Genomic DNA, 12,929 nt, shown 5'->3' with positions numbered 1-12,929 from the left:
AAATGGATATCAATCAATTAGTTCGAAAAAATGTTCAGCAATTAACACCTTATCAATCTGCTCGGCGAATAGGTGGTCAAGGCGATGTGTGGCTAAATGCCAACGAGTACCCCGTTGCTCCACATTTTGACTTGACCGATCAAACCTTAAACCGTTATCCAGAACCACAGCCTGAAAAAGTAATTCAGCGTTATGCACAATATGCAGGGGTTAAAACTGAACAAGTGATTGTTAGCCGAGGAGCTGATGAGGCCATTGAGCTTTTAATGCGTGCATTTTGTGAGCCTGAAAAAGACAGCATTTTGTACTGTCCACCAACTTATGGTATGTACCAAGTAAGTGCTGAGACATTAGGTATTAAAACCAAAACTGTGCCAACCACTTCTGATTGGCAGCTTGATCTTGAGGGTATAAAACAAAATATTGATACTGTAAAACTAATTTATGTCTGTTCACCAAATAATCCGACCGGTAATTTAATCGATTCTGATGATATCAAAGCTTTACTTGATATTGCTAAAAATCGTGCTTTGGTCATTATTGACGAGGCTTATATTGAGTTTTCGCCTGAATCTAGTGTCGTTAATTGGCTTAATGACTATCCTCACTTGGTGATTTTACGAACATTATCCAAAGCCTTTGCTTTGGCTGGATTACGTTGCGGTTTCACCATTGCTAATAAACCTGTGATCGAAGCCTTACAGAAGGTTATTGCACCATACCCTCTAGCAACCCCTGTTGCTGATATTGCAGCTCAAGCATTGAGTAAAGATGGTGTGAATACCATGAAGCTACATGTGATAAATTTAAATAATCAAAAGGAAAAATTTGCCAATTTACTTCGACAATTGCCAATTGTCGAAAAAGTTTATCCAAGTTATTCCAACTATTTGTGTGTTAAATTTCAACATGATAAAGATGTATTTAATATTTTATGGCGCCAAGGTATTATTTTACGAGATCAAAGTAGATCTATTGGGCAACAAAATATTATTCGTATTACCATTGGAACCCAAGCCGAGTGCGAGGCAGTCATTTCTGCGCTCAAAACAATTAAATAGGAGCAAAAATGTTACAAAAGTACTTATTTATTGATCGAGATGGCACACTAATTACTGAACCTCCAGTTGATTTTCAGGTTGATCAGTTTGAAAAATTGGCTTTTGAACCTAATGTGATCCCAGCCCTACTCAAGCTACAAACTGCGGGATACCATTTAGTGATGGTCACCAATCAAGATGGGCTCGGGACTAGTAGCTATCCACAGGCTGATTTTGATGGTCCACACAATTTGATGATGCAGATTTTTAAATCGCAAGGTATTAATTTTGAGGATGTCTTAATTTGCCCACACTTTCCAGAAGATAATTGTGAGTGTCGTAAGCCGAAAATCCAATTAGTTTTGCCATATCTTACTAGTGGCAAATTAGATAAACAAAACAGTTATGTTATTGGTGACAGGGTCACAGATATTCAATTGGCTGAAAACATGCAAATCCAAGGATTACGATATCATCCTGAAAATTTAAATTGGAGCGAAATCGCCCAACGATTAACCACTAAAGATCGTTATGCAAAAGTTGAACGCAATACCAAAGAAACTAAAATACTTGTTGAAGTGTGGCTTGATCGCCAAGGTGACAGTCAAATTAATACTGGAATTGGTTTTTTTGATCATATGCTCGATCAAATTGCGACTCATGGTGGAATTAAACTCAATATCCAAGTTGATGGTGATTTACATATTGATGATCATCATACCATAGAAGATACTGGACTAGCTTTAGGAGAGGCACTAAAAATAGCACTCGGTGATAAACGTGGTATTACCCGTTATGCCTCTGTTATCCCTATGGACGAGTGTTTGGCCAGATGTGCAATAGATATTTCAGGACGCCCTTATCTAAAATTTAAAGCAGAGTTTACTCACCCTAAAGTTGGCGATATGAGCACGCAAATGGTAGAACATTTCTTTTACTCAATAAGTTATGCTATGGCTATTACATTGCATATTGAAACAGAAGGCGATAATGATCATCATAAAGTAGAAAGTTTATTTAAATCTTTTGCTAGAACATTAAAACAAGCCATCAAAATTGAAAGTGACCGATTACCAAGCTCAAAAGGAGTGCTATAAATGAAGATTGTCATCCTCGATACTGGCTGTGCTAATCTATCTTCGGTCAAATATGCCGTGCAACGATTAGGTTATGATCCAATAATTAGCCTTGACCCTGATATCGTGCTCAGCTCAGATAAGTTGTTTTTACCTGGAGTAGGATCCGCAAGTTCAGCAATGGAAAAATTAAAAGAGCGTCATTTAATTGAACTTATCAAAGTCTGTACTCAACCTGTATTAGGGATCTGCCTTGGTATGCAACTTCTAGCCGATTATAGTACCGAAGGAAATGTTAACACATTGGGAATTATTCACGAAAAAGTTAGAGAAATTCCTGATTGTGGTTTACCTCTACCACATATGGGGTGGAATCAGGTTTCACCTAAAGCCGGTCATCATCTATTTCGAGATATTCCTGATGATGCTTATTTTTACTTTGTACATGGATACGCGATGCCATTATGCTCAGCAACAATAGCAGAAACCAATTACGGCGAAAGCTTTACCGCAGCCGTACAAAAAGAAAACTTTTACGGCGTGCAATTTCATCCCGAGCGTTCTGGCTTAGCCGGTGCAAAATTGCTAAAAAACTTTTTGGAGATGTAACTATGACAGCTTTTCCAATAATCATTCCTGCACTTGATTTAATCGATGGTTCCGTTGTGCGATTACATCAAGGTGATTATAAGCAAAAACGTGATTATGGCAACGATCCACTTTTACGCTTACAGGATTATGAAAAACAAGGTGCTAAACTGTTACATCTTGTTGATTTAACAGGTGCGAAAGATCCCCAAAAACGCCAAATTTTACTAATACAAAATCTGATTAATGGTGTGCAAATACCAGTTCAAGTTGGTGGAGGAATTCGTACTGAAAAAGATATACAATCATTGCTATCTGCCGGCGCTGCTCGCATAGTAATTGGTTCGACAGCTATTAAGCAACCCGAATTGGTCAAACAGTGGTTTTCAAAATATGGTGCAGAAAGGCTAGTATTGGCTCTTGATGTCCGCATTGACAACCAAGGAAATAAATATGTCGCTATTCATGGATGGCAAGAAGATTCCTGTCAGACACTAGAACAAGTGATTGATGATTACCTTCCTTATGGCTTAAGGCATGTATTGTGTACAGATATTTCCAAAGATGGCACACTCAGTGGCTCAAACGTTAAGTTGTATCAGGAAATTAGTCGTAAATACCCACAGATTGCTTTTCAAGCGTCTGGCGGAATTGGTCAATTGAGTGATGTCAAAGCACTGAAAGACAGTGGTGTTAAAGGTGTCATTGTTGGCCGTGCTTTACTTGAAGAAAAATTTACAGTTCAGGAGGCAATTTCATGTTGGCCAAAAGAATAATTCCCTGTTTAGATGTTCGCGATGGACAAGTGGTTAAAGGTGTACAATTTCGTAATCATGAAATTATTGGAGACATAGTCCCCTTAGCAAAAAGATATGCAGAAGAAGGCGCAGATGAGCTCGTTTTTTATGATATCACCGCTTCGTCAGATGGCCGTGTTGTCGATAAAAGTTGGATCGCAAAAGTTGCCGAAGTGATTGATATCCCTTTTTGTGTTGCTGGTGGTATTAAAACGGTTGAAGATGCAGGTCAAATATTAACCTTTGGAGCTGATAAAATTTCGATTAATTCCCCTGCCCTTGCTGATCCTAGTTTAATTACACGGCTTGCAGATCGTTACGGAGTACAGTGCATTGTAGTTGGCATTGATAGCTGGTATGACAAACAGTCAAACAATTATCATGTTTATCAATTTACTGGTGACGAAAAACGTACCGTTGCCACAAAATGGAACACTCTTGACTGGGTACAAGAGGTACAAAAACGTGGTGCAGGTGAAATTGTTCTTAATATGATGAACCAAGATGGTGTTCGTAATGGATATGATATTATTCAACTAAACGCTGTTCGAGAAGTATGCAACGTGCCACTAATTGCTTCAGGCGGTGCTGGTACTATTGAGCATTTTTTACAGGCATTTAATCAAGCACAAGTTGATGGAGCATTAGCTGCCTCAGTTTTTCATAAACAAATTATTAATATTGGTGAACTTAAACAATATTTGGCACAACATGGAGTAAATATTCGATTATGTTAACGCAAAATTGCAATACCCAATTAGAATTACAACAACTCAATTGGCAAAAAGTGGATAATTTAATGCCGGTCATTATTCAGCATTATGTTTCGGGCGATGTGTTAATGCTTGGCTATATGAATCAAGAAGCGTTAGCACAAACACAAAATAGCGGCAAAGTCACTTTTTATTCACGAACCAAACAGCGCCTTTGGACAAAGGGTGAAACTTCTGGCAATTTTCTTAATGTTGTGAATATTTCAACGGATTGTGATAATGATACGTTATTGATTTTAGTTGATCCAGTTGGCCCAACTTGCCATACCGGCTCAACAAGTTGTTTTGCTTCGACTAAAACCCAATGGGGATTCCTATTTGAATTAGAACAGATAATTGCAGGGCGTAAAAATGGCGATCCTAAATCATCATATACCGCAAAACTGTATCATGACGGTACTAAGCGCATAGCCCAAAAAGTGGGAGAAGAAGGCGTTGAAACAGCCCTTGCTGCAACAGTTCATGACAGCGAGGAACTAAAAAATGAATCTGCCGATTTAATTTATCATTTATTAGTTTTACTCCAAGACCAGAATCTGTCTTTACAAGATGTCATTGGTATTTTAAAAGCAAGACATAAATAGTTATAATCCATCCAAAGTGCGAGTTATATCGCACTTTGGTTCAACTTTTATTCTCATAAAAAGATAGAATAAATTAGTAAACGGGTAATTTTACCCCGTTAAACATCGTTAATACTTCGGAATTGTTTTCACATAACATAAGTTTGTCTACAGCTTGTCGATTCAAATGAGGCGAAAACTGACTGATAAAATCATACATATAACTGCGTAAATATAATGAGCGAGGAAAAACGATATAGGTCGTGCTGTAAGGAAAAATATGTCCAGCATTAAGTACAACTAAATCGTCATCTGAAGTATTGATCACCGCCATTTTTGCCACAATACCAACGCCGACACCTAATTTAACATAAGTTTTAATTAACTCGCCATCCGTTGTGCTAAAAACAATATTAGGTGATTGGTTAGCACGCAAGAAAGCTTGATTTAAATCTGAACCATCATTAGAAAAATCATAACTAACTAACGGATATTTTGAAAGCTCTTCAATCGAAATTAATTTACTTTTGGCAAGCGGATGATCTTTCATCACAATCACAGCTTGGTTCCAGTGATAACAAGGTAAGGCTATCATATCATCGCTAAGCTGTGAGATATCGGTCACAATAGCAAATTCAGCCAGACCTTCTTGAGTTTGTAAAATACATTGAGGAGAAGATCCTTGCTCCATATGCAATGTAATACTTGGATATTGCTGCATAAACTGTTGAATCACAACTGGCAATGTATAACGAGCTTGAGTATAGGTAGTGGTAATTGTTAATGAGCCTTGATTTGGTTGACTAAACTCTTTGGCGATAATCTTAATATCATTGGACTTATTGAGGATCTCTCGGGCAAGAGCAATGATTTTTTCACCAACCGGTGTGATTTGAGAAAGGTGTTTACCCACTCGAGTAAATATCTGAACGCCGAGCTCGTCTTCTAATAATTTTATTTGTTTGCTTATACCGGGTTGAGAGGTATACAGTTTTTCGGATGTTAGCGATACATTGAGGTCGTTATTTGCGACCTCAACAATATAGCGTAATTGTTGCAATTTCATAACACTCAAACGCTCCTTTAACTGTATGCCTTTCTTCCTTTTTAATAACATTACAAAAGGAAGAATTGCTAAGGTAAGTCATTTCACAGCTTAGCGCAAAAGAATAATTATTTTATACTAAAACGCATACTTTCCTGAAAGTTTTTAACAAAATTCAGACGTGCCTACCTACTTTTTGCTATTGATCCATTTGCCATCTACATATTGCATCACCCAACCTGTCGATTTTCCATTAACTTCAGAAGTAACATATTGTTGTTTATTTTTACGGCTAAAACGAACAATTGATGGATTACCATTAGGATCTTTATTTGGTGCTTCGGTCAAATAAATGAATTTTTCGGGTAAGCGCTCTTTAAAACGTTGTAACTCTTCTATCAAAGGTGCGCGTGTTTCTCTTGATTTTGGAAAATTATGCGCCGCCAAAAAGATGCCCGCAGCACCGTCACGTAATACAAAATGTGCATCTGACTTGGTGCATTTTAGTTCAGGTAGATCAACTGGGTCTTCTTTTGGTGGTGCAACATCACCATTTTTTAAGATCTTACGCGTATTTTTACAATCAGGATTAGTACAGCCCATATATAGGCCAAATCGCCCTGATTTTAAATGCATTTCTGAACCACATTTTTCGCATTCAATAATTGGCCCTTCATAACTTTTAACCTTAAAGTTACCTTTTTCAACAATAAAACCATCACAAATCGGGTTATTGCCACAGATATGCAGTTTTCTTTCATTATCAAGTAGATAACTATCCATAGCCGTGTGACATTTTGGACAGCGTTTACGGGCTCTTAAAGCATCAGTTTCTGCTGTTTCAGCTTCTTCTAGAATATTTAATGTTTCGTGCTCAGGAATTAAGTTAATGGTCTGTTTACAACGCTCTTTAGGTGGCAACGCATAGCCTGAACAAGCTAAAAATACACCGGTACCGGCAGTTTTAATACCCATTTCACGCCCACAATTTGGACATTTAATTTCAGGTGTTAGCACCAATGGATTAAGCTGCATTCCACCTTTATCTGGTGCTTGTTCAGCAACCTCAAGATGCTGACTAAAGTCACTAAAAAACTGATCAAGCACTTCACGCCATTCTTGTTTTTTATGAGCAATCTCATCCAGAGCATGTTCCATACGTGCTGTAAAATCATAACTCATGAGATCATTGAAGTTTTCACTAAGTCTATCGGTAACAATTTCACCAATTTTTTCAGCATAAAACCGACGATTATCTAAACGTACATAACCACGATCTTGTATTGTCGAAATAATGGTTGCATAAGTCGATGGTCGCCCAATTTCTCGCTTTTCAAGCTCTTTAACAAGAGATGCTTCGTTATATCTTGCTGGTGGTTTGGTAAAATGTTGATTTGGATTTAAGTTAATTAAATCAAGCTTATCGTTTATCGATAGTGATGGTAATATTTTATCTTCATTATTTTTGGCTAGCTGTGGCTGCACTTTAGTCCAACCATCAAAACGCAATGTCCGACCTTTGGCTTTTAAAGTAAAATCACCTGAATTAACCGTAATTGTTGTTGAGTTATATTCAGCCGATGTCATTTGGCAAGCTACAAATTGGCGCCAAATTAGTTGGTATAATTTAGTGGCATCAGCTTCAACATCACTAAGATTATCAGCTAAGATAGTAACATCTGATGGGCGAATCGCTTCATGTGCTTCTTGCGAGTTCTTTTTACTACTGTATACATTAGCCGATTTTGGTAGATATTTATCGCCAAAATTTTTACCGATATAATCACGTACCATCGATAGCGCATCCTGACTTAAATTGGTCGAGTCAGTACGCATATAGGTAATGTAACCTGCTTCATATAATCTTTGAGCCAACATCATGGTTTTTTTAACACCAAAACCAAGACGAGTACTTGCTGCTTGCTGTAAAGTTGAGGTAATAAAAGGTGCTGTTGGATTACTTTTAGTTGGCTTTTGTTCAATATTAGTTACTTGATATTGGTTTTTACTAAGTTCAGCTAGCGCAATATCAATGGCAACTTTATCTTTAGGTTCGAATGCTTCGTTTTTATAATGAGTAACTTGCAAACTTAATGGCTCATTTTTACTCGTGTTCAAATCAGCAAACAGATCCCAGTATTCTTCAGGAATGAAAGCATGAATTTCGCGTTCACGTTCAACAACAAGGCGTACAGCAACAGATTGTACACGACCAGCTGATAACCCCCTAGCAACCTTTTTCCAAAGTAATGGCGATAGCATAAAGCCAACTACCCGATCCATAAATCTACGTGCTTGCTGGGCGTTAACACGATCCATATCAAGCATCGATGGTTCATTAAAAGCATTTTTGATCGCCGTTTTGGTAATTTCGTTAAAAACAACACGACGATATTTGCTATCTTCACCACCTATCACGTCTTTAAGATGCCATGCAATGGCTTCCCCTTCTCTATCTAAATCGGTTGCAAGATAGATCATGTCAGCATCTTTAGCCAGTTTTTTCAGTTCAGATACTACCCTTTCTTTACCTGGTAGAATTTCGTAATGCGCTTTCCAACCGTTATATGGATCGACGCTCATGCGATCAACCAAGACCTGTCTTTCTGAACGTTTAACTTTTTTATCTGCTTTATCTTTTTTGTCTTTTGTTGATTTTTCAGCTCGTTGGCTACTACCACTCACAGGTAGATCGCGAATATGACCTACACTTGATTTAACCACGAAATCTTTACCAAGATATTTATTGATCGTTTTTGCTTTAGCTGGTGATTCGACAATAACAAGGGATTTTCCCATAATTAAACCTTTCTATTCTGTTGTTTGTATTATTTACTATCAATATTTACATCTAAGAGTGATAGTAAATCATCTTTAATTGTTGATACTTTCGTTGCATATTGTTCTTTCTGCTCTGCATCTTCAATTAATTGAGTAATGGTTTGTGACAACGTGCATCCACGGCGTTTAGCTAAATTAGCCAATCGTTGCCAGACTAAAAATTCCAAATCAATGGATTTTTTCCGAGTATATTGTTGTTCTGCATTAAAATGGCGCTTTCGCCTTGCCCGAATAGTTTGCTTCAAGCGATTATCTAAGTCAGGGTTTAAATGCTTTTTTATCCAATCAACAACACCAGTTGGGTTATGTTCTAACAACAATAACTCATTGACCGCATGTTGCGCAGCACTTTTTTCAATATAGCGTGTAATTAACTCACCTTCTAAGTGTCTCTTAACTAGATAGTTCCATTTCCAACCGCATTCAAGGTTTTCTAGCTGTTGATATTTCATCCGTTCACCTTGTGACGCTGTAACTAAATAGCTATTTGTAGCATAATCTGCTCACACAATAAAGAAAATTATTGCGTTTGACAAATTTTTTATAAATCTGTTATCGTGAGCCTTTCATTTCTATCTTTATTTAAGGAATCCTACATAATGGTTAAAGCTGATGTTATTTATATTAATGGCTATATTTACACCGCAGATAAGCAAGACAGCGTGTGTGAAGCTATCGCAATTGAAAATGGCTATATTATTGCAACAGGCTCCACGCAAGAAATAAATAACAGTCACTATGTTGATAATCATACAATAATTTATGATTTGCAAGGTAAAACAATGATGCCTGGCATTATTGACTCACATTTACACACCTTTTGGGGTGGCATGCAATTATCATCATGTAATTTAAATTATCAAAGTTTAACTATTGATGAGACTTTAGCTATTATCCAAGACTATTTAGATAAAGATAATCCCAATCATAACGCTAATTGGTTGCAAGTCCGTGGTTGGTTACGCCAAGAAGTGTTGCCAATTGGTACAGACATTACTCGTTTTGATCTTGATAAACTCAATACAAAACGCCCTGTTATTTTGTTTTCAAATGATTGCCATACTTTGGTTGCTAACAGTATAGCATTAGAGAAATTTGGTTTAGATAGAAACACTCCAGAACCATCGGATGGTAAAATTGGTCGTACTGATGACGGCGAATTAAATGGTATATTAGAAGATGCCCCAGCCATGCGTGCTTTTGATAGTATTTCTAAATTAACTGATGAACAAGCACTTAATATTGCTAAATTATCGCAAGCAGAATTAAATAAACAAGGCGTTACTGCTGTTATGGATGCTCGAATTACTGAAACTCAAGCCGATGCCTTTTTAAGACTACAGCAACAAGATGGGCTTTCTATCCGCCTGTTCGGCGCTCGGGAATTGCCACCTGATGATGTGTCATCAATTGCCGATATTCCAAATGTCATTGAGAAAGTAAAACAGTTTGCCACTCGTTATGATGATAAAAACTGGCAACCTAAACCAGGCATTAAAATATCACATACTAAGTTATTTGTAGATGGCGTAATGCAAGCACCTTTGATGACGGCACGATTACTTAAACCATATCAGTTAGAAAACGAAAAAGATCGTTACGGTGATCTTTATTATTCCACTGAAATGTTAGATGCATTAATACTTGAATCCGCAAAAGCAGGTTTTCATCCACATATGCATACTGTTGGTGAAGGGGCAATTGAAGTAGTACTTGACGCTATTGAAAAAATGCGAAAAGCCTTACCTGATGCAGATATCCGTCCAAGCACTGCACATAACGAACTAAGCGCAACACACCAGTTTGCCAGATATAAACAATTAAATGCTTGCGTAGTATTTTCTTTTCAGTGGGCTGGTTGTAGTTCAGCAATGGTTGAGCAGTATCAAACTCTATTTGGTCCAGAACGTTATAATGGATTAGAAGCGCACGGGCAATACATTGATGCTGGTGTAGACTGTGCATTTGGTAGCGATTGGCCAATTGATCCTTTAAACGAATGGTATGATTTCCAAATTGCTATGACTCGACAAATTGATGCTGATCATCCACGATTAGACAGCGATCGTAATTTAACTATTACTGAAGTATTGCGTAGTGCTACTATCAATGCTGCATATGTATTAAATCAAGATGAATATATTGGTTCAATTGAAAAAGGTAAATTTGCTGATTTAATTATTTTAGATCGCAACCCATTTACCATACCAACTAATGATATCCAAAACGTTAACGTGTTAACAACTATTGTTGGCGGTAAAACGGTTTATCAAAATGATGTAATTTAAAATTTAACTTTTTTATGTCAAATTACTACACCACAATTATTAGTGGTGTAGCATAAATAATTATCCAAGCTTTAATCAACTCCAATTGCTTTTGCTTTTTCTGTTTCCCCGCTGTCGTTTTTGTGAAATGTAAGATAGCAGCAATAATCAATACTCCGATAAACATATCAATCACATACCATATAGCTCCTGACCATACCTCATAATTCCACTAAAGATCAATACAATAATCTATACTTATTTTATAAACTGATTTGTTAAATTAGTATTTCTGTTGCTACTCATATGTAAAAATAGAAATTCAAAGTTTTAACTAACCCGTTTAAATTAAATAGGTCTTAATTAACAGCTAATATACTTTAAAGTTTATAATTTGCCAGCTTTAATATTTTTTACAAAAAATTAGCTTGCATAATTATTATAATATGGCAGAATTCCCTGCCGCTTTAAGCGGGTAAAAAGGCAAAACTATACTTAGTAGTTTTTTATTGTTTTTTGGGACAGAGGAGCAAAGTAAGTCATGTCCGCAATAAAAATGAAACGAGTTTTAACCACACCTGCATTAATTGCATTTGGTTTAGCTTATATGGTTCCTTTAGGGATCTTTACCACTTATGGGGAAGTAACTGTTAAAAGTAATGGACACTTACCTATAGCCTATATCATCACCCTTGCCATGATTTTTTTCACTGCATTAAGCTATTGTCGTATGGCAAATAAACTACCTATTGCTGGTTCTGCTTATTCTTATGTACAACGTACTTTTGGTGGAAAAGCTGGATTTTTGGTGGGTTGGGCACAAATCCTTGATTACCTATTTTTACCAATATTAAATTATTTGGTTTTAGGTATTTATCTTAACGAAGCATTTCCTAGCGTTCCTGCTTATGTATTTGTACTTGGGTCATTGATTGGGGTTAGTCTCTTAAATTATCTGGGTATTAAGTTGATCAATTCGGTAAATTTCACCTTAATTATTGTTCAGATGATTTTTATTGGATTATTTATATTTTTCACTTTTGCTAATACCCATTTAACCCCAGAAGTGATAATAAAACCACTTAAGATCAATGCTAATGATTTTAGCGGATTAATGTCAGGAGCCGCAGTACTTTGCCTTGCTTTTTTAGGCTTTGACGCGATAGCAACGTTGGCAGAAGAATCCAATGATGCAAAAAGATCTCTGCCTAAAGCCATTATTTGGACAGTTCTTATTGCTGGCTGTATCTTTTTGGTTGTCTCTTATTGTGGTCATCTGATTTTTCCTATGTGGAGTAGTTTTGTTGATAACCAAGATACGGCAAGCCTTGATGTGATGCACCACCTTGATAAAATCAATCGTATAGAATTTATTAGACAAATTAGTAACAATTTTATGTACAATTTCTTCCAAGCGGCATATCTAACTGGCGTCTTTGCATCGGCAATGACTGCACAGACTAGCGTATCACGGATTTTTTATGCAATGGGACGTGAAGGCGTGCTACCTAAACAGATCTTTTATAAAATTCACCCACGCTTTAGAACGCCTTATTTATCGATTATCTTTGTCGCTTGTTTTTCATTACTATCATTAGTATTAGATCTTAGTTTGGTTTTCTCAATGATAAGCTTTGGTGCATTAGTGGCGTTTACTTTTGTCAATCTATGTGTGATCAAAAGCTACCTTAGTGGTAATACAAAAACAGCATCAATGCTATTTAAGTATGGACTATTACCTGCAATTGGCGTTTTGCTTTCATTGTGGTTGTGGACAAGTCTTGATGCAACAGCGATGATTGTTGGTTTAGTTTGGTTAGCAATTGGGGTTATTTATTTAATTTATCTAACTAAAGGTTTTACCAAAACGTTGCCATCAATTGATCATAGCGAATTGAATTCAATAATTAAAGATTAACTTAATCTTTTTAAATTAGGT

At 36.6% G+C, this 12,929-nt stretch carries 11 protein-coding genes; 8 read left to right on the top strand and 3 right to left on the bottom strand.

Annotation, left to right across the window (positions count from 1 at the left end; translation table 11 throughout):
• Positions 1-2: 2 nt before the first annotated feature.
• From hisC to hisIE, 6 genes are read left to right on the top strand one after another with little or no spacing between them, the layout of a single operon-like run.
• Complete coding sequence (hisC, locus tag B9N71_RS02845) at positions 3-1,061, top strand: histidinol-phosphate transaminase (RefSeq protein WP_085164041.1); 1,059 nt, start codon at positions 3-5, stop codon at positions 1,059-1,061.
• Between the two features lie 8 nt (positions 1,062-1,069).
• Positions 1,070-2,137 (top strand): bifunctional histidinol-phosphatase/imidazoleglycerol-phosphate dehydratase HisB, encoded by a 1,068-nt coding sequence (hisB, locus tag B9N71_RS02840; RefSeq protein ID WP_085164040.1) that lies wholly within the window; start codon positions 1,070-1,072, stop codon positions 2,135-2,137.
• A complete protein-coding gene (hisH, locus tag B9N71_RS02835) occupies positions 2,138-2,725 on the top strand; it encodes an imidazole glycerol phosphate synthase subunit HisH (RefSeq protein ID WP_065607227.1) in 588 nt (195 codons plus the stop codon).
• Between the two features lie 17 nt (positions 2,726-2,742).
• Positions 2,743-3,480 (top strand): 1-(5-phosphoribosyl)-5-[(5-phosphoribosylamino)methylideneamino]imidazole-4-carboxamide isomerase, encoded by a 738-nt coding sequence (hisA, locus tag B9N71_RS02830; protein WP_065575555.1) that lies wholly within the window; start codon positions 2,743-2,745, stop codon positions 3,478-3,480.
• A complete protein-coding gene (gene hisF, locus B9N71_RS02825) occupies positions 3,462-4,238 on the top strand; it encodes an imidazole glycerol phosphate synthase subunit HisF (RefSeq protein ID WP_085164039.1) in 777 nt (258 codons plus the stop codon). Before hisA ends, hisF begins: the two co-directional genes overlap by 19 nt.
• On the top strand, positions 4,232-4,858 hold the full coding sequence (hisIE, locus tag B9N71_RS02820; protein ID WP_085164038.1) for a bifunctional phosphoribosyl-AMP cyclohydrolase/phosphoribosyl-ATP diphosphatase HisIE: 627 nt from the start codon (positions 4,232-4,234) through the stop codon (positions 4,856-4,858). Before hisF ends, hisIE begins: the two co-directional genes overlap by 7 nt.
• Positions 4,859-4,931: 73 nt before the next feature.
• Here the strand turns inward: hisIE and cysB are convergent, their stop codons facing one another.
• The 3 genes from cysB to matP form a co-directional block, all read right to left on the bottom strand.
• Positions 4,932-5,903: an HTH-type transcriptional regulator CysB gene (gene cysB, locus B9N71_RS02815; RefSeq protein WP_085164037.1), complete on the bottom strand. Its 972-nt coding sequence runs from the start codon at positions 5,901-5,903 to the stop codon at positions 4,932-4,934.
• 168 nt (positions 5,904-6,071) lie between these two features.
• A complete protein-coding gene (gene topA, locus B9N71_RS02810; protein ID WP_085164036.1) occupies positions 6,072-8,681 on the bottom strand; it encodes a type I DNA topoisomerase in 2,610 nt (869 codons plus the stop codon).
• 29 nt (positions 8,682-8,710) lie between these two features.
• Entirely contained in the window at positions 8,711-9,175 is a 465-nt protein-coding gene (gene matP, locus B9N71_RS02805) for a macrodomain Ter protein MatP (RefSeq protein ID WP_085164035.1), read from the bottom strand.
• Positions 9,176-9,322: 147 nt separating this feature from the next.
• Between matP and B9N71_RS02800 the strand changes: the two genes are divergently transcribed.
• Positions 9,323-11,011: an amidohydrolase gene (locus B9N71_RS02800; RefSeq protein WP_085164034.1), complete on the top strand. Its 1,689-nt coding sequence runs from the start codon at positions 9,323-9,325 to the stop codon at positions 11,009-11,011.
• 520 nt (positions 11,012-11,531) lie between these two features.
• On the top strand, positions 11,532-12,908 hold the full coding sequence (locus tag B9N71_RS02795) for an APC family permease (protein ID WP_085164033.1): 1,377 nt from the start codon (positions 11,532-11,534) through the stop codon (positions 12,906-12,908).
• The last annotated feature ends 21 nt before the right edge of the window (positions 12,909-12,929 follow it).

Origin of the sequence: Gilliamella bombi, from assembly GCF_900103255.1 — a bacterium.
In the GTDB taxonomy this organism is placed as follows: domain Bacteria; phylum Pseudomonadota; class Gammaproteobacteria; order Enterobacterales; family Orbaceae; genus Gilliamella; species Gilliamella bombi.
This window is presented reverse-complemented; position numbering and strand designations above follow the sequence as displayed.